Here is a 17,573-nt window from a genome sequence, read left to right on the forward strand (position 1 = left end):
CGTTATCGAAATGAGTGGGAAACGTCCTGTTTCCAATGAGGGTGGTACCGCGGAATCAATCTCCGTCCCTTTTGATGAGGGATGGAGTTTTTTTATGACCTATTTTTATTTTACTTAGGGAGGGAACAGGTATGTCAGTAAAAAGAGAATGGTCCGCCGAAACCATGGAAAAAACGGAACAACAACTGAGAGTGATCCGGCGCGGGGCAGCCGAAATTTTGCCATTGGAAGATTTGCGGGAGAAATTGGCCCGCGCGGTCGAAGAAAACCGCCCGCTGAAAATCAAACTGGGTTTGGACCCGACCGCCCCGGATCTGCATATCGGGCATACGGTCGTCTTTCATAAACTGCGCGAATTTCAGGAGTTGGGACATCAGGTTCAGCTGGTGATCGGGGATTTTACCGCACAAATCGGGGACCCGACCGGAAAATCGCAAACCCGGAAACAGTTGTCCGAAGAAGAAGTGAAAGAAAATGCGAAAACTTATACGGACCAATTGTTTAAAGTGTTGGACCGGGAAAAAACCGAAGTTTATTTCAACAGCCACTGGTTAAGTCCGCTGACCTTTGCCGATGTGACCCATCTGGCTTCAAAATGCACCGTGGCCCGCATGTTGGAACGGGATGATTTTTCCAAACGTTACGAAAGGGGCCAGGCCATCAGCATTCATGAGTTTTTCTATCCCCTGATGCAAGGGTACGATTCGGTGGTGCTCAAAAGTGACATTGAGATCGGGGGGACGGACCAGACATTTAACTTATTGATGGGGCGCCAGTTGCAAAAAGAATACGGCCTGGAAGAACAAGTGATTTTGACCATGCCGATCCTGGAAGGGCTGGACGGCGTGAAGAAAATGAGCAAAAGCTTGGGCAACTACATCGGTGTCGATGAAGAGCCGAATAACATGTATGGAAAAACCATGTCCATTCCGGACGAATTGATGCTCAAGTATTTTGAGCTGGTGACCGATCTGACCTTGGATGAGCTGGAGAATTTAAAGCAAGAGCTGGAGCAAGGAAAAATGCATCCCCGGGATGCAAAAATGCGTCTGGCGCATACCTTGGTGCGGATGTATCACGGAAAAGAGGCGGCGGATGAAGCCCAAAAGCATTTCCAAACCGTCTTCCAAAAGGGATCGTTACCGGACGAGATTCCGGAAGTGGCCTTGGTCGAAGAAGATTTGGAAGAAGGAAAGATCTGGGTGGTTGCCCTCTTGTCCAAGCTGGGTTTGGTGGCAAGTAACGGGGAAGGGCGCAGGATGATTCAACAGGGCGGTGTCCGGATCAACCAGGAAAAAGTCACCGACATCCAAGCACAAATTCAAGTGGAAGACGGCATGGTTATCCAAGTCGGAAAGCGGAAATTTGCAAAGGTAAAACGAAATTGAACCGACAGAGCAGGGGATGCCTGCTCTGCCGGTTTTTTTAATATTCGACGATGAATGGATGTCTTTTTTCATGAAGACAGTACATGATCTGTTGTTTGACAATGCGTTGGCTGATCATTCTCATGGCCGTGTCGACAGGGAAATAAGCGGCGTCATCAACTTCTTCCCCGACCACAATCCGTCCGCTGATGGGTTTGCCGATAAATAACAATTCGCATTTATGTGAACGTAAGTCCTGAAAAACTCCGCAGTATTTGATCAGTTTGATGTTCATCCCCGCTTTTTGCTTCACTTCGCGAATGGCGGCCAAGCGAATGGATTCTTTTTCTCTCACCCGTCCGCCGGGAATCTCCCAACCGCGTTTCGGGTGTTTGACGAGCAAAAGCTGTGAGTGAAAGTTAAAGACCAAAACACGGGAATACAACGAAAATTTCGGAGGTGCCATCATAATTCACCTCACCTAATTAAAATGAGGTCAGGTGGTGAAAAGACTTGCAAAAAACAGAGGGGATATAATCAGAGGATGATTGGTTCCTTTATATATATTTTAACAAAAATTAGAAAAGATTAACATATATATTGGTATAAAGTAATACAAAAATATGATTAAAATCGGTATATTTTATGCTTGAATTTTGCTACGGGTGCGGGTTTTCCGAGGGGCGGTTGCGAGGGCGCCCGGGGATCCTTGAAATAGTGAAAAGCCCGGAATATTTGAAAAGAAAAGGGGCCGGGAAGTCGTGCGGAAGCAAACAGGAGCGGGGAATGCCGCTTGCGGTCACGGGTTTGCAGATTAAAAATTTTTGATTATTCTTAATATTTGTTCGTGATTTAAAAGAATTCAAACCGTGGAAGCAGGGGGACAACCGGTTAAAAGATAAAGGAATGGATTCACAATTTCAAACCGCCGGCGAAATGTTGTTCCAAAAACGTCAGGGATCCCTCTTCCCTGAGACGGACATCTTCCTCCCACTTCTATTATACAACGGCGGAAAAAAGAATATCAGACTGTTTTTTCGGGGGGAAATGGTGCATCATGTTCCAGTGAGATCGTGTCCGGGAGGTTGGATGGAGTCCGGATGTCACGGGCCATCCGCTTCCGGTGACGCCGTCGGGAGGAGGAAAGAGATGAATCCGTATGTCCTTGAGTTTCAGGAAATCCAACCAACGCATCACAGACTTGTCGGGGGAAAAGGATATCATTTGGGAGAGTTGTCCAAGATTGAAGGTATTCACGTGCCGGAAGGGTTTTGTGTGACCACAGCCGCATTTCAAAAGGCCTTGGCATCAAATGAAACCTTTCATACGCTGTTGGAGCGGCTTACCCGGCTGAAAGATGAGGACCTTGAACAAACGGGGGAAATCAGCGGGAAAATCCGGAAAGTGATCATGGCGTCCCCCCTTCCCCGGGAAGTGGTAAACGCGGTGGACCGCCAGCTTGAAAAGCTTGGAAGGGAAGAAGCTTATGCTGTTCGTTCCAGCGCAACGGCCGAGGATTCGCCTGATCATTCTTTTGCGGGCCAGCTGGCTTCCCGGCTCCATGTCATGGGAGCCCGGGAAGTTTTCCGGTCGGTGAAAGAATGCTGGGCTTCCTTGTTTACGGATCGGGCTGTGATTTACCGCATGAAAAACGGATGGGATCATCGGGAGGTTTTGCCGGCTGTTGTGATTCAAAAGATGGTTTTTCCTGATGCCTCCGGTGTCATGTTCACCGCTGATCCCGTCACTTCCAACCGCAAGGTGCTGGCGGTGGATGCGTGCTTCGGATTGGGGGAGGCCTTGGTATCCGGTGAAATTTCCGGCGACAGCTACAAAGTGCGGGAAGGAAAAATCACGGAGAAGCGGATTGCCATCAAAAAGTCGGCAGTTTATGCAAGGAAAGAAGGAGGGACGGAGAAAAAGGGGATCCCGCCGGAGAAGCAAAACCGTCCCGTCCTTTCAGAAAAGCAGGTGTTGGAGCTGGAACAAACCGGCAGGAAGTTGGAAGCGCATTTCGGATGTCCCCAAGACATTGAATGGTGTTTGGCCGACGGTTCCTTTTATATCGTTCAGAGCCGCCCCGTCACTACTTTGTTTCCTGTTCCAAAGCAGGGGGAAACCCGGGGAAAACGCGTCTATGTGTCGGTCGGGCATCAACAGATGATGACAGATGCCATGAAACCATTGGGATTGTCCTTTTTCTTGTTAACGACGCCCGCGACCATGCGGACAGCGGGAGGAAGGTTGTTTGTCGATGTCACGCCGATGCTGGCTTCGCCTGAAAGCCGAAATCAGTTGCTTCAATCCCTCGGACAAAACGATCCGCTGATCAAAGACGCGCTGATGACCATTATCAAACGGGAGGATTTTGAGGATTTTATCCGGTCATTTCCGGAAAGCAAAGGCCGTGATCCCGGACCGGGACGCCAAGCGCTGCCGTCTCCGCCTGATCCGGTCTCCATTGAAAGCGATCCGTCTGTCGTTTTGGAACGAATGAGAACGGCTCAGGCATCCGTCGAAAAGTGTAAACAAGAGATCCGGACGAAATCCGGGCCGGCGTTGTTTGATTACATCCGGCATGATCTGAAGCGGATGAGGAAGGAGTTATCTGCCCATATCGATGTGATTCAGGCGGCGATGGATGCTGCGATGTGGATCAATGAAAAGATGGAACAGTGGCTGGGGGAAAAACACGCGGCTGACCAATTGACCCAATCGGTGCCGAACAACATCACATCGGAAATGGGGATGGAACTTTTGGAGGTGGCCGATGCGATCCGCCCCTATCCGCAAGTTGTGGATTATTTGCAACGGGTGAAAAAGGATTCTTTTTTGGATGACATGGTCCGGCTGGAGGGCGGCAAAGAAGCCCGTGCCAAAATCGATGCTTTTCTTCAAAAGCATGGAATGCGTTGTCCCGGAGAAATAGATATCACCCGGACCCGTTGGAGCGAAAAGCCCGTCACACTGATTCCACTTCTGCTTCACTATGTTGAAAGTTTTGAACCCGGTGCCGGCAGACGCAAGTTTGAGCAAGGGAAGCAAAAAGCATTGAAAAAAGAGAAGGAATTGTTGCAACGGTTGAAAGCATTGCCGGATGGCGAGCGAAAAGCAAGGGAAACCAAGCGGATGATCCGGCGGCTGAGAAGCCTCGCCGGCTTCAGGGAATATCCCAAGTACTGTATCATTCAACGCTACTTTATCTATAAGCAGTCTTTGCTGAAAGAAGCGGAACAGCTTGTGCAAAAGGGAATTTTGCGGGATAAAGAAGAAGTTTTTTACCTCACTTTTGATGAATTTTGTGAAGCGGTGTGCACCGGCAGGCTGGATGAACGCATCATCCGCCGACGAAAGAGAGAATACCGTTTCAATGAAAAACTGTTCCCTCCGCGTGTGATCACTTCCGATGGCGAAATCATCCAAGGCCGGTACCGACGGGAAAACCTCCCGGACAACGTAATTTTGGGGCTGCCGGTTTCTTCCGGTATTGTTGAGGGACGGGCCCGTGTCCTTTTGAATATGGAGGACGCGGTGCCGGAAGACGGGGATATTTTGGTGACCAGATTTACCGACCCCGGTTGGACTCCCTTTTTTATCCCGGTGAAAGGATTGGTGACCGAAGTGGGAGGGTTGATGACCCATGGCGCTGTCATTGCCCGGGAATACGGCCTGCCGGCTGTGGTCGGGGTGGAGAATGCAACCAGGCGGATCAAGGACGGACAAAGGATCCGGGTGAATGGCACGGAGGGTTATATCGAAATTTTGGAGTGAGCTGGAAAAGGAAAAAACAAAAAACCCTGAAAACCTGGATCCAGGTTTTCAGGGTTTTTCTTCGTTGCATCTGCTTTTTTGCCGGATTAACGGGAGTAGAACTCGACGATCATGGTCTCGTTAATCTCAGACGGCAATTCCGAGCGCTCCGGAAGACGGGTGTAGGTCCCTTCCATTTTGTTTTCATCAAAGGTGAGATATTCCGGAAGGTATTGACGTTCTTCCAAAGCTTCTTTGATGATTTGCAGGTTGCGGCTTTTTTCGCGTACGCCGATGACATCGCCCGGTTTGACTTGGTAAGAAGGACGGTCCACTTTTTTCCCGTTAACCAGGATGTGGCCGTGTACCACCAATTGGCGTGCTTGTGCACGGGTACGGGCAAGTCCGAGACGATACACGAGGTTGTCCAAACGGGATTCCAACAGCTTCATGAAGTTTTCCCCGTGGACCCCTTTCATTTTCCCTGCGCGTTTGAACAGGTTACGGAATTGCTTTTCATTAACGCCGTACATCAAACGGAGTTTTTGTTTTTCCTGCAATTGCATTCCGTATTCGGAAAGTTTTCTGCGTTGGTTCGGGCCGTGTTGTCCGGGAGCGTACGGGCGTTTTGCCAACTCTTTTCCGGTTCCGGAAAGAGAAATTCCCAGACGACGGCTTAATTTCCAAGTAGGTCCTGTGTAACGTGCCATACTTTTTGGCTCCTTTCATCATTTGCTGGTTTTTCGCAAATGACAGGGTGCTGATTCGCGAATTACCCGCACTTTCCGGATAGCGGCGAAAAGCCGGATACCCACCGGTTCCCGGTGAGGCGAATCAGTGAGGGTGATCCCTTCACCTATCGTTTGCTTGCTATCCTCAAAACCCTTTTTCAGGAACTTTGAGCCATACAAGGAATTATTATAGCCGGTTCCATGCAAAAGTCAATAACAGAAGGGAAAATGGAGGAACGGGACGATCAGACGGGTTTGACACGGACGTAGTGGATCGGCAGGCCGCGGGAGAGAAATTTTTCTTCGTATTCGGTGGTGATGTTGTCCGCCTGAAAGGGGCTGTTGTGCAGATCCCGCGTCATTTCGATTGTTTCCCATCTGTGTTCGGCAAATTCCTCCAATGAAAAATCGAACAGGCTGACACTGTCGGTTTTTAAAATCAAGTCACCGCCGGGTGCCAACACTTTCCGGTAACGTTCCAAAAAACGATGGTGTGTCAGGCGCCTTTTGGCATGCCGTTTTTTCGGCCATGGATCGCTGAAGTGAAGATACAGGCGGTTGATCTCCCCATCGCCGAAGACTTCGTTTAACCATTCCACATCCATCCAGATGTAATGAAGGTTTTGGTTTTCGGTTTCTTCTCCTTTGCGGACGGCTTTTAACAAAGGCTCCTGAATTTTTTCGACACCGATCCAGTTGATATCGGGATATCGGGTGGAAGCTTTGGCTAAAAATTGGCCTTTTCCGGTCCCGAGTTCCACGTAAAGGGGATTGTCGGGATGTGGAAAGCGCGAACGCCACTTGCCTTGCCACTCATTTTTGTTTTCATCCGTGACCCGGAAAACCATTGGGTGATTGGATAGAATTTTCGGTGCTTCTGGATTTCTTCTCAGTCGCATGGTTCTCTCTGATCCTCCATTTAAAATTCCTTTCTATTATAACGATTGACGAGCGGGAAAACAAAGGGTTTCCTGCTTGTGGACGCCCGGTTTTTCCCTGCTGGGTGTATACATAAACGAAGCGGTAAGGATTGGAATAGATAGAAAATAGATCTTTAATGGAAGGGAGAAGGATGGATGTATTATTATCCGTATGGATGGATGGGAACGGAAGGGTATATCGAGCAAAGACGTCCTGAACCCCCGGGCAGGCCGGGTCGCCCCGGTCAGCAGCAACCCCCGCAACAACAGCCTTTCGTGGCTCCGCAAACGTTGCGCCAATATGTCGGTCAGGTGATCCGTGTGGTGGTTCGTGATGTATTCCGTTATCCCACCTACGTTTATGTCGCCGATGTGAACCGATGGGGAGACGCCACCTTGGTTGCTTGCGTTCAAGGGGTGCCCCGGCCGATTGTCGTTTCCTCCAGACAAGTCAGCATCGTGTAACAAGAAAGAGCCGTTTTTCCGGGCCGGTGAAGGGGCGCCCTTCCGGCCCGGATTTTGTTGATATAAATAAAAACATTTAATATGCTAAGATTAAAGCCGGTTCCGTGCTAGTCAAAGCGACGCTTGGCTGGCATGGGGCCGGTGGTCTGTCCGTTTGATTTTGCCATACAATGGGAACAAGGATGGATGATTTTTCGGACTGGTTCGGGGTGTTGATGTGTCAAAAAGAATCTTTCCGCTCTTGATGGTTTTCACGGCTTTTGCCTGTGTGGCTTGCCAGGGGTTTTTCTTCGGAATGCAACAAGACTCCACGGATCGCTGGGGTTTTGATGAAAAATTGTATCAAGAGGTTCCAAAAATCAAAGATTTGCTTTTGGATACGGGTGTGCAAACTTACTTGCAAAATCAGCCCTATATTTACGGCGGAAGTGATGATGGCCGGTATTTGTCCGTCTTGAGTTACATAAAGGAAAAACAAGTGTTCCGGATGGATTTTTACCATTTGGACAGCGGCCGGTGTGTCCAAACCCTTTATTTGCCGGAAAAAAGCAAGCTGGAAAGCAAAATGCATTCCAAAGACGGCGATGAGATGGTGGAATATCTGGAAATCGTACAGGAAACGATCGACAAGGGATACCGGATCAACAAGCCGGTGAAACCGGTTTTGTTAGTAACCGGCAACCGGTATATCCTGCAGAAAGAAGCCGGATGGTATGCACGTGCCTATAAGCAGGATGATGATTTGTATTTGACGGTTGAGAATGAAAAGGGGCGGCGTTGGACGATTTTCCGGAAAGATTTAAAGGGAATCAAAGAAAATGAAATTTATCCTTATTTGGTGCCTTTGAATGAAAATCATTCCGACTGGGCTTTTGCGGTTGTGCTGAAAGGGGACCGGGCAGAAGAAAATATGGTCCGCCGTTTTGATGCCCGTGCGTTCCGGCCCTGAACCCCGCACCCCGCGGCCGGGGCATGGAATGAAGAGGGATTGGGCACTGATTCGACGGGAGGAAGAGCGATGGAGACCAAAATTCTTTTGATTCGTCACGGGGAAACCTTGTGGAACCGGGAATTTCGCAAGCAAGGGCAACGGGATGTCCCGTTGAGTGATTTGGGCAGGGATCAGGCAGCCAAGCTGGCCGGCTATCTGAAGAACGAAACGTTCAGTGCCATTTATGCCAGTGACCTGTCCCGCGCCAAAGAGACGGCACAACTGGTGGCCAAACCGCACCGGTTGCCGGTCACGGTTTTTCCGGAATTCAGGGAAAGAAATTTTGGTGAGTGGGAAGGGTTGATGGATGAGGAAGTGAAACGGAAATATCCCGACTGGAAAGAAGTGTCTTTAAACGGGGGAAAATACGGTGTGGAAACCATAAAAGCCATGCAAAAACGGTTTTTGGAAAAATGCGAGGAATTGGCCAGGAAACATTTTGGAGGGCAAATTGCCATTGTGGCCCATGGTTTGTGCATCCATATGTTTTTGCATCTGGTTACCGGCGGGGAATACGGTCCGCGAAGAGAAAAATTGAAAAATACCAGCTTGACCCGGCTGATTTATCGCCAAAACGGCCGGTGGACGGTGGAAAGTTATAATGAAGTGCCGCATCTTCAATGAGATTATCCGTAATGGAGGTTGTCCGGCTGTGGAAGCAGAATGCAACGATGTTCAAGAGCTCAGAAAGGAGCTTTTCCGGTTGCGGGAAAGGCAGCAGCTGATGGAAGCGGCTTTTGAGAGCGCTTATGAGGGGATTGTTCTGGTGGATTCCGACGGGAACATCGTCATGCTGAATGACACATATGCCAAATTTTTGCAAGTGGATGCCCGGGAAGTCATCGGGCGGCATGTGACCGAAGTGATTGAAAACACACGGATGCACAATTGTCGTCCGCACCGGCCGGCCGGAGCTGGCGCAAGTCCAACGGATCCGCGGCGGAGACATGTTGGTTCATCGCATTCCCATCCGCAAAAACAACCGGGTGGTATCTGCAGTTGGCAAAGTTTTGTTTCAAGATGTGAATGAATTGCACGCCTTGTCCCGCCGGGTCATGCAGTTGAGCAAAGAATTGGACTATTACAGGGGAGAATATTTCAAAAAATTGGGAATTCGATACCGTTTTGATGACATTGCGGGAAAAAGCGAAGCCATGCTCCGGGTGAAGGAAATGGCGCGGAAAGTGGCTTGAAGTGATTCCACGGTTTTCATCGGGGGCGAAAGCGGAACCGGAAAAGAAATGTTTGCCCATGCCATCCACTATGAAAGCCCGAGACGGAAAAAGCCGTTTATTAAAGTCAATTGTGCCGCCATTCCGGAAAGCTTGATGGAGTCGATTTTGTTCGGGTATGAAGAGGGGGCGTTTACCGGGGCTTCCCCGGGAGGCAGAAAGGGAAAGTTTCTCCTCGCGGAGGGAGGCACGATTTTTTTGGATGAAATCGGGGAGCTTCCTCTCACCATGCAGGCAAAACTGTTGCGCGTGTTACAGGAAAAAGAGGTGGAGCCGGTGGGAGCGGCTCATCCGGTTCCGGTCAATGTCCGGGTGTTGGCGGCCAGCAACCGGGATTTGGAGGAGATGGTCATGGAAAAGCGGTTCCGGTTGGATTTATTTTACAGGCTCCATGTGATTTCCTTGCAAATTCCCCCGTTGCGCAAGTGGAAAGAAGATATCCCGGAACTGGCACAGATCCTGCTCAAGGAATTATCGGCGGAGCTGGGGATTTACACAAACCGGATCACGCCGGAAGCCATGGGATGCCTGTTGAATTATGACTGGCCCGGAAACGTCCGGGAATTGAAAACGGATGCGTTTGCCGCGCCCGTTCTCGGCACATTGGGCAGCTTGATCATTTTTCTGGCGGGAATCGCGTGGTTGAACTTTCGCAAAAGCCGGCTGATTCAAAATGATAAAGAGAATTTGACTTCGTCGGTCAACGAATCCGGTCCACCCCGCGACGAGTCCCAATTGCCGGATTTTTGGCTCTTTTGCTCCCGCTTCTTTTGGTGTTGGCCGGAAACGGCGCGTTTACTTACCTGATCTTGCCGGATTGGTATTCAGAAAAGGTCTTGGAAGCATACGGAGGAATTGAGGTGGATCAGGTTCTGGGGGTCTGGGCGCTGGTTCTTTCATTGACCCTCGGGATTTTGGCGGGAATCCTGATTACCTGGGTGACGCAAAAAAGAGCCGGGAAAGCGTGGGGTTTTAAAAAGCCGGACTTCCGGCAATCCCTGACGGCCGGGGTGTCCGGATCGCTTTTGGCGATCATGAATACGGCCTCGGAAGTGGGGTTTGGAAATGTGATTGCCGGCTTGCCGGGGTTTCAATCGATTACCCGTGCCCTGTTGTCGATGGATGTGAATCCCCTTTTTTCCGAGGCATTGTCCATCAACATTTTGGCCGGCATCACCGGATCCGCATCCGGCGGCATGAGCATTGCCCTCGACATCATGGGGCAAAAGTATCTGGAGCTGGCCGTAAGCATCGGGCTGGATCCTGAGGTGTTGCACCGGATCGCTTCCATGTCGGCCGGCGGCATGGACACGTTGCCCCATAACGGGGCGGTCATCACCCTTCTGGCGATCTGCGGATTGACGCACCGGGAAGCGTATCCGGACATTTTTGCGATCACGGTGATCAAGACGTTGGTTGTTCCGTGTTTGATTTTGTTGACCATCGCGACGGGGATGGTTTAAACATTTTTCAAGAGGAGGATATCAGATGGCGGAAAGAACGGTGATTGTTACAGGTGCTGCCGGAACGATCGGGCAGGCCATTGCCCGGGCGTTTGCCGGGGAAAGAGACTTTGTGGCGGTCTGGGATGTAAAGAAAGAAGCGGCGGAATCGGTGGCGGAACACATCCAAAATGAAACGGCCGGATCGGCCAAAGGTTATGCGGTGGATGTGACCAGCGAAGAGCAAATCATGGAAAATACCAAGCGGCTTATGGATGAACGGGGCCGCATTGATGTGATTGTCAATAATGCCGGCTTGCAACATATTGATCCGGTGGAGCATTTCCCGCTCGAAAAGTGGAACCATTTGCTGGATGTGATGTTGACCGGGCCGTTTTTGTTGATCAAGCATGTGTTGCCGGTGATGAAAAAACAGAAGTACGGGCGGATTATCAATATTTCGTCCGTACACGGGAAAACCGCTTCCCCCTTTAAAGCGGCCTATATTTCAGCCAAACACGGATTGGTGGGCCTGACCAAAACGGTTGCGTTGGAAGCCGCCGATTACGGCATTACCGCCAATGCGATCATGCCCGGTGCGGTGGATACCCCGCTGGTGCAAAATCAACTGGCGAAATTGGCCGCGGAAGAAGGGATCACCAAACAGGAGGCCTTGATGAAACATTTGTTGAACAAACAGTCCGTCAAACGATTTATCCGTCCGGAAGAAGTGGCTGCTTGTGCGGTTTATCTCGCTTCGGATTTGGCCGGGGCGGTGACCGGAGAAACCATTTCCGTATCGGGCGGATGGTAACAAAATTGCCCCGTCTGAAACAGGCGGGGCTTCTTGCGTCCTGCGGGTGGTTTCGTTAAGATAATAGAAGAAATCAAGAAATGAACCGAGGAGCAACGATGACGTTAGAAACTTTATACCAAGAATTGCAGGATTTAAATCCCGGTGAAATTGAAACCATACATAAACTGGTTCAAGCCTTGAAACGCACAAGGGTCAGCCCGCTGGCATATATTGAGGAAGTCATGAACTTTCAAGCCATGGGCTACGATGAACAGAAAAATGCGTACATTCACCGCATGTGTATCACGGATGAATTGAAAAACCGCTACAAAATTTTGCATGGCGGTATTACCGCCACATTTATTGACACGGCCATGGGATCCACCATTTTCCAAATGGAAGGAAAAGATGCCCGGGTCGTGACCCTGGACTTGAACGTTCATTTTTTGGCACCGGGCCAGGAAGGCTGGCTGACTTCCGAAACGCAAGTGATCAAAAAGGGAAAAACGACCATTATTTTGGAAACCAAAGTGTTTGATGAGCGGGAAAAGATGATTGCCACAGCTTCCTCAACCTTTTTCCGTTTGAAGTAGGCGGGGATTTTTATGACAAAACCTTACAAAATCGTGGCAAAAGCGATTCTTTTTCATGAAGGCCAAGTGCTCATTTTGCGCAAGTCGCTGGAAGAACGCCTGGCCAAAGATACTCACGGTTGGGACTTTCCGGGAGGCGGTTTGGAGCCGTGTGAACCGATCATGGATGCGTTGGCCCGGGAAGTGAAGGAAGAAACCGGTTTGGAAGTGAAAGTGGTGGCACCGGCCTATATATACGATGAGATCCAGGAAGAAAAGCATTTGATCATTATTAAATTTGCCTGTGACCAACCCGTGGGAGATCTGATGTTAAGTGCAGAGCACGACCTTTACCGTTGGGTTCATCTGGACGAACTGGACGAGGGAGAATATCCGGAATGGATGAAAGAAGAGATCCGCCGGGCCTATCGGATTTACACCGATTTTCGAGGTCTTTAATTCTTTGCAACAAGAACAGAGAGGTCCTCTGGTTGTGAAACCGGGGGATTTTTTTGGGACGGGAGGAAACGGACATGCTTCGTGTCAATTTTCGTTTGGCCATTTTTTGTGTGTTCTGTGGTGTTTGTGGCGTGTTGTTGGCAGGATGCGGGGATCAGCCGGAAATGGGAACGGGCACGGTGGTTGGAAACGAAAAGAAAGTGGTGATGTTGGAGGAAACCCACCTGCTTGAACTCCGGGAAGATGAACAAAAGATTTATGAACAGTATCAGAGCAAACCGGTGGAAGATTTGAAACAGATTGATCCCATTGTTGCGGCCAAGCTGTATCTCCATGCCGTTTTGAACCATGATGAAGAGATGGAGGAATTGTTGTCGGTCAATAGAAAGCCCGGGGACCACCAGAAACTGATGCAAAAGGTGAACAGCATGAAACGGGTGTTGACCGGGGTGACAAAAGTGAAGTTTGTCCAAGTCGATGACCATACGGGTTACGTGGAATATCCGCTGATGGGCGAAGATGCCAGCCGGTTTCAAATGGTGAAAAATGAACAGGGAATATGGAAAGTGGATACAAGCAGTTTGATTGAATCCTCTTGAACCGTTCCCGGAAACTTGCAGCCACCCTGTGGGTGGCTTTTTTATTGGATTTTATGAAATCTTACCTTATATATATAAAGTTTTATGGTTTAAAAATGCAATTAAACGGGAAATACATAACGCATATCGGGAACAAGGTTTGGATTTTTTATTTGTTGTATTGAAAAAAGGAGGTTTTAGTGATTCGTTTCCGTTGGTTTTCTGTTTTGGGCATGTTTTTTTGTTTTCTGTTTGTAACCGCATGTGTGCCGGACCGCCCCGCAGGCCGGTTCACTCTGGAAGAAGGAACGTTTACTTTTGCAATGAGCGGTCTGTATAAACCGTTTAATTATCATGACACCCGGCGGGGAGGGGAATTGACCGGATTTGATGTGGAGATCGGCAAAGCATTGGCCAAAGAAATGGGCTTGAAAGCCAATCCGGTCGCCACGCCTTGGGAAACCATTATCGCCGGTTTGCAAATGAGAAAATATGATGCCATCATCGGCAGCATGGGGATTACCGAGAAGCGAAAACAAGCCGTTGATTTTACGATCCCTTATTACCGTTCGGGCGCGCAGATTTTTGTGTCCGCAGAGAACACGTCCATTCGATCGGCGGATGATTTGAAAGGCAAAACCATCGGGGTGATGAAGGCGCCCACTTTTAAAGAGGTGGCGTCCGGCTACAGTTCCGATCTTGTGGAATACACCAGCGATATCACCGCTTTGCAGGATTTGCCGACCGGGCGGCTGGATGCCGTCATTACCGATCAGGCCGTCGGATTGTTTGCGATGAACCGGATGAATTTCCCGATCAAAGATGTCGGTGAGCCGCTGACGCAAGACGAGATGGCCATTGCCGTGCACAAAGGGGATAAAGAATTGCGGCAAAAGTTAAATCAGGCACTTGAAAAGATCATCCGGGACGGGACGTATGACCGGATCAGTCACAAGTATTTTAATCGGAATCTTCTGGAAAATGAATAAAAAAGAGATCAAGGGGTGACTTTCAACAGAAACATGGAGATCATGGAAATTTTCCAAATGACGTTTGCCGGCTTTACCAAAGCCGCTTGGCAAACCGTTCAGTTAACGTTTTGGTCCTTGCTTTTGGGAACGGCGATTGGATTGGTGTTTGCGTTTTTCAAAATTTCCCGCAATGCCGTTTTAAACGGAATTGCAACGGTTTATATCACGGTGATTCGCGGGACGCCGCTGATTGTGCAGATTTTTGCCATTTACTTCGGTTTGGCGCAACTGGTGGTGTTGGATTCGTTCACGGCCGGGGTATATGCGCTGGCCATCCATGCCGGAGCTTATATTGCGGAAATTTTCCGTGGGGCGATTCAATCCATCGACAAAGGCCAGATGGAAGCGGCCCGTTCCCTTGGCATGACCTATCCGATGGCCATGCGCCTCATCATTTTGCCGCAGGCTTTTCGCCGTTCCATTCCTTCCTTGGGGAATCAGTTTATCATCGGATTGAAAGATTCTTCCCTGGTGGCTTATATCGGCGGAACCGAGTTGTGGGCCACGGCGTTGGGAGCGGCGGCGGATAATTTTAAGCAGTTTGAGACGTATTTGGTTAACGGGTTTTATTATTTGGCGTTGGTTTTGATTTTTACCTTTCTGCTGCAGTGGGTGGAAAAGCATTTGGATGTGGAACAAAGGAGTGTCCGCGCTTGATTCAGGTGAAAAAGTTGCACAAGTCGTTTGAAGGGGTGCAGGTGTTGAAGGATGTCAATTTTAAAGTGGAAGAAAGCGAGGTGGTTGTCTTCATCGGGGCCAGTGGTTCGGGAAAGAGCACATTGCTTCGTTGTCTGAATTTTTTGGAGAAACCGGACGGCGGCGAAATTTGGTTGCAGGGCAAAAAAATGCAGCCGGAAAAAAAGAATCTGAACCGGATTCGCCAAGAAGTCGGTATGGTTTTTCAGCATTTTCATCTGTTCCCGCATCTGACGGTTCTTCAGAATCTGATGGAGGCCCCGGTTCATGTGAAAAAAATCCCTAAAGAAGAGGCACGGCATTTAGGACTGAAAATGTTGGACAAAGTCGGGCTGCGCGAAAAGGCCCATGTCTATCCTTATGCTTTATCCGGCGGACAAAAGCAGCGGGTGGCGATTGCGCGGGCCTTGGCGATGCAGCCGAAAGTCATGCTTTTTGATGAACCGACTTCCGCCCTGGATCCCGAATTGGTGGGGGAAGTGTTGACCGTGATGAAAGAACTGGCACAAGACGGGATGACGATGGTGATTGTCACCCATGAAATGGGATTTGCCCGTGAAGTAGCTGATCAGGTGATGTTCCTGGATCAAGGGGTGATTGTGGAGTCGGGGCCGCCGGAACAAATTTTCGAATCTCCGAAAGAAGAAAGGACCCGGCAGTTTTTAAGCCAGGTTTACAATTGAACGGGAAGGTTTGAAAACCCCGGGTTGGAGACAACCCCGGGGTTTTTTCAGTTATTAAAGAGCGGACTCCAGTCCGTCTTTTGGATCAAGATGTCGGCATACTTTTCCAGCTGGGCCAGATCTTCCTCATCAAAACGGGCTTCCTTCGGGCTGTCAATATCCAAAACGCCGATGATTTTTCCGTTAACGGACAAAGGGATGACGATTTCGGAACGGCTGTCGGCATCACATGCGATATGTCCGGGAAACTCCAAGACGTTTTTCACCAGTTGCGGCCGCTCCTCTTTGATGGCGGTTCCGCACACGCCTTTGCCGACGGGGATCCGGACACAAGCCGGTTTGCCCATGAAAGGCCCCAAAGCCAATTCGCCGTCTTTCATCAGGTAAAAACCGGCCCAGTTGATGTCGGGCAAGGAATGAAACAAATGTGAGGCGGCATTGGATAAATTCGAAAGCCAGAAGGTTTCGCCTTCCAACAGGGCGGACAGTTGTTGTTGCATGGATGCATAACGAGTGGTTTTGTCTCCCTTTACCTCTTCAAAAGCAAACATGGAAAGCCCTCCGTTTCTCCGGTCAGACCGGTTGATTTCATGTTTTCGCAAGTATGGTTTCCATTGTACACCGGACCGGCGGGGATGAAAAGGTTGTACGCTCATGGCAAAGAAGTGTTAGAATATAAAAATGACAAGAAACAGATGCAACACAGTGACATTGAACCATAAAGGGGATGAAGAAATGCGTGATTCACGTGTTTTGAAATTGGCGGAAATTTTGGTGAACCATTCCTGCAAAGTTAAGCCGGGGGAAAAAGTTCTGATCGATGTATTCGGCAAAGAACGGGAACTGGCCCGTGCATTGATCGAAGAGGTTTATAAAGCGGGCGGGCATCCGTACGTGCAGCTCAACGACCAGATGATCACCCGTGCGCTTTTGATGGGAACTTCTGAAGAACATATGGAAACGTTAACATATCATGCGTTGGAACAGATGAAATCCATGGATTGTTACATCGGGATCCGGGGCAATGACAACGTGAGTGAACTGAGTGATGTTCCCGAAGAAAAAATGCGATTGTACATGAGCCTGTTCAATCACCGGGTACATAGCGAGCAACGGGTGAAACACACGAAATGGGTGGTTCTCCGTTATCCCAACGCGTCCATGGCCCAGCTGGCCAACATGAGTACGGAGGCTTTTGAGGATTACTATTTTCGTGTGTGCAATGTGGATTATGAACAAATGTCCAAAGCCATGGATCCGCTGGTGAAACGCATGGAACAAACGGATGAAGTGCGGATTGTGGGGCCGGGAACGGATCTTACCTTCTCCATCAAAGGAATTCCGGTGGTCAAATGTGCAGGGGAAATGAACATTCCCGACGGGGAAGTGTTTACGGCTCCGGTCCGCGACTCCATCAATGGCGTGATTACGTTCAACACCCCGTCGGTGTACCAGGGAGTCACTTTTGAAAACATCTCCTTTGAACTCAAAGACGGAAAAATTGTGAAAGCCACCGCCAATGACACCGAGCGGTTAAACCAAATTTTGGACACCGATGAAGGAGCCCGCTATGTCGGGGAATGGAGTTTGGGTTTGAATCCGCATATCCATCATCCGATGAAGGATACCTTGTTTGACGAAAAAATCAACGGAAGTTTCCATTTTACGCCGGGACGGGCTTACGATGAAGCAGATAACGGCAACCGCTCGGCCATTCACTGGGATCTTGTTTTGATTCAACGGCCGGAGTACGGCGGCGGAGAAATTTATTTTGACGGCGAACTGATCCGCAAAGACGGGCTCTTTGTAGTGGACGATTTGATTCCGCTCAATCCGGAAAATCTAAAATAAACAAAATGG

At 49.4% G+C, this 17,573-nt stretch carries 20 protein-coding genes, 1 pseudogene and 1 other annotated feature (1 of these 22 only partly in view); of the genes and pseudogenes, 17 read left to right on the forward strand and 4 right to left on the reverse strand.

Features of this window, described 5'->3' with window-relative positions; all coding sequences use genetic code 11:
* Positions 1–73: a binding site (T-box leader), on the forward strand; it begins 133 nt to the left of the window's first position.
* Positions 74–131: 58 nt separating this feature from the next.
* Positions 132–1,388 carry a tyrosine--tRNA ligase gene (gene tyrS / locus I8U21_RS00475; protein WP_198053034.1) on the forward strand — a complete coding sequence of 419 codons (1,257 nt, stop codon included), beginning with the start codon at positions 132–134 and terminating at the stop codon, positions 1,386–1,388.
* Between the two features lie 37 nt (positions 1,389–1,425).
* On the opposite strand, the gene I8U21_RS00480 is transcribed toward tyrS, so the two are convergent.
* On the reverse strand, positions 1,426–1,833 hold the full coding sequence (locus tag I8U21_RS00480) for an NUDIX hydrolase (protein ID WP_181731124.1): 408 nt from the start codon (positions 1,831–1,833) through the stop codon (positions 1,426–1,428).
* Positions 1,834–2,516: 683 nt separating this feature from the next.
* On the opposite strand from I8U21_RS00480, the gene ppsA reads away from it, so the two are divergent.
* Positions 2,517–5,138 (forward strand): phosphoenolpyruvate synthase, encoded by a 2,622-nt coding sequence (gene ppsA / locus I8U21_RS00485; RefSeq protein ID WP_181731123.1) that lies wholly within the window; start codon positions 2,517–2,519, stop codon positions 5,136–5,138.
* Positions 5,139–5,224: 86 nt separating this feature from the next.
* Here ppsA and rpsD read toward each other — a convergent pair whose 3' ends face one another.
* Together rpsD and trmB are read right to left on the reverse strand one after the other, a co-directional pair.
* A complete protein-coding gene (gene rpsD, locus I8U21_RS00490) occupies positions 5,225–5,827 on the reverse strand; it encodes a 30S ribosomal protein S4 (RefSeq protein WP_037995641.1) in 603 nt (200 codons plus the stop codon).
* A 266-nt stretch (positions 5,828–6,093) separates the two neighbouring features.
* Positions 6,094–6,747, reverse strand: a complete 654-nt coding sequence (trmB, locus tag I8U21_RS00495; protein WP_181731122.1) for a tRNA (guanosine(46)-N7)-methyltransferase TrmB — start codon at positions 6,745–6,747, stop codon at positions 6,094–6,096.
* 177 nt (positions 6,748–6,924) lie between these two features.
* On the opposite strand from trmB, the gene I8U21_RS00500 reads away from it, so the two are divergent.
* From I8U21_RS00500 to I8U21_RS00555, 14 genes and pseudogenes are all read left to right on the forward strand, one after another.
* A complete protein-coding gene (locus tag I8U21_RS00500; RefSeq protein WP_181731121.1) occupies positions 6,925–7,233 on the forward strand; it encodes a hypothetical protein in 309 nt (102 codons plus the stop codon).
* A 217-nt stretch (positions 7,234–7,450) separates the two neighbouring features.
* Positions 7,451–8,182 carry a hypothetical protein gene (locus I8U21_RS00505; protein ID WP_181731120.1) on the forward strand — a complete coding sequence of 244 codons (732 nt, stop codon included), beginning with the start codon at positions 7,451–7,453 and terminating at the stop codon, positions 8,180–8,182.
* 69 nt (positions 8,183–8,251) lie between these two features.
* Positions 8,252–8,848: a histidine phosphatase family protein gene (locus I8U21_RS00510; RefSeq protein WP_181731119.1), complete on the forward strand. Its 597-nt coding sequence runs from the start codon at positions 8,252–8,254 to the stop codon at positions 8,846–8,848.
* A gap of 100 nt (positions 8,849–8,948) precedes the next feature.
* Positions 8,949–9,041, forward strand: a pseudogene (locus I8U21_RS14855) (PAS domain-containing protein); the annotation flags it as partial.
* A gap of 49 nt (positions 9,042–9,090) precedes the next feature.
* Positions 9,091–9,417 (forward strand): hypothetical protein, encoded by a 327-nt coding sequence (locus I8U21_RS14860; protein WP_232333869.1) that lies wholly within the window; start codon positions 9,091–9,093, stop codon positions 9,415–9,417.
* A 48-nt stretch (positions 9,418–9,465) separates the two neighbouring features.
* Positions 9,466–10,263 (forward strand): sigma 54-interacting transcriptional regulator, encoded by a 798-nt coding sequence (locus I8U21_RS14865; RefSeq protein WP_232337416.1) that lies wholly within the window; start codon positions 9,466–9,468, stop codon positions 10,261–10,263.
* A gap of 53 nt (positions 10,264–10,316) precedes the next feature.
* Positions 10,317–10,919, forward strand: coding sequence for a GntP family permease (locus I8U21_RS00520; protein ID WP_198053035.1), 603 nt, complete (start codon positions 10,317–10,319; stop codon positions 10,917–10,919).
* Positions 10,920–10,944: 25 nt separating this feature from the next.
* Positions 10,945–11,712, forward strand: a complete 768-nt coding sequence (locus I8U21_RS00525; RefSeq protein ID WP_181731118.1) for a 3-hydroxybutyrate dehydrogenase — start codon at positions 10,945–10,947, stop codon at positions 11,710–11,712.
* A gap of 80 nt (positions 11,713–11,792) precedes the next feature.
* Complete coding sequence (locus I8U21_RS00530) at positions 11,793–12,287, forward strand: PaaI family thioesterase (protein WP_181731117.1); 495 nt, start codon at positions 11,793–11,795, stop codon at positions 12,285–12,287.
* A gap of 12 nt (positions 12,288–12,299) precedes the next feature.
* Positions 12,300–12,725, forward strand: a complete 426-nt coding sequence (locus I8U21_RS00535; protein ID WP_181731116.1) for an NUDIX hydrolase — start codon at positions 12,300–12,302, stop codon at positions 12,723–12,725.
* A gap of 74 nt (positions 12,726–12,799) precedes the next feature.
* Entirely contained in the window at positions 12,800–13,324 is a 525-nt protein-coding gene (locus I8U21_RS00540; RefSeq protein ID WP_181731115.1) for a hypothetical protein, read from the forward strand.
* Between the two features lie 212 nt (positions 13,325–13,536).
* On the forward strand, positions 13,537–14,292 hold the full coding sequence (locus I8U21_RS00545) for an ABC transporter substrate-binding protein (protein WP_198053185.1): 756 nt from the start codon (positions 13,537–13,539) through the stop codon (positions 14,290–14,292).
* Positions 14,293–14,331: 39 nt separating this feature from the next.
* Positions 14,332–14,991, forward strand: a complete 660-nt coding sequence (locus tag I8U21_RS00550) for an amino acid ABC transporter permease (protein WP_370527006.1) — start codon at positions 14,332–14,334, stop codon at positions 14,989–14,991.
* A complete protein-coding gene (locus I8U21_RS00555; RefSeq protein ID WP_181731114.1) occupies positions 14,988–15,713 on the forward strand; it encodes an amino acid ABC transporter ATP-binding protein in 726 nt (241 codons plus the stop codon). Before I8U21_RS00550 ends, I8U21_RS00555 begins: the two co-directional genes overlap by 4 nt.
* A gap of 47 nt (positions 15,714–15,760) precedes the next feature.
* Here the strand turns inward: I8U21_RS00555 and I8U21_RS00560 are convergent, their stop codons facing one another.
* Positions 15,761–16,264 (reverse strand): GAF domain-containing protein, encoded by a 504-nt coding sequence (locus I8U21_RS00560; protein ID WP_181731113.1) that lies wholly within the window; start codon positions 16,262–16,264, stop codon positions 15,761–15,763.
* Positions 16,265–16,448: 184 nt separating this feature from the next.
* On the opposite strand from I8U21_RS00560, the gene I8U21_RS00565 reads away from it, so the two are divergent.
* Positions 16,449–17,564, forward strand: coding sequence for an aminopeptidase (locus I8U21_RS00565; RefSeq protein ID WP_181731112.1), 1,116 nt, complete (start codon positions 16,449–16,451; stop codon positions 17,562–17,564).
* Positions 17,565–17,573 lie beyond the last annotated feature (9 nt).

The organism is Thermoactinomyces sp. CICC 23799 (assembly GCF_016055145.1).
GTDB lineage: Bacteria > Bacillota > Bacilli > Thermoactinomycetales > Thermoactinomycetaceae > Thermoactinomyces > Thermoactinomyces intermedius.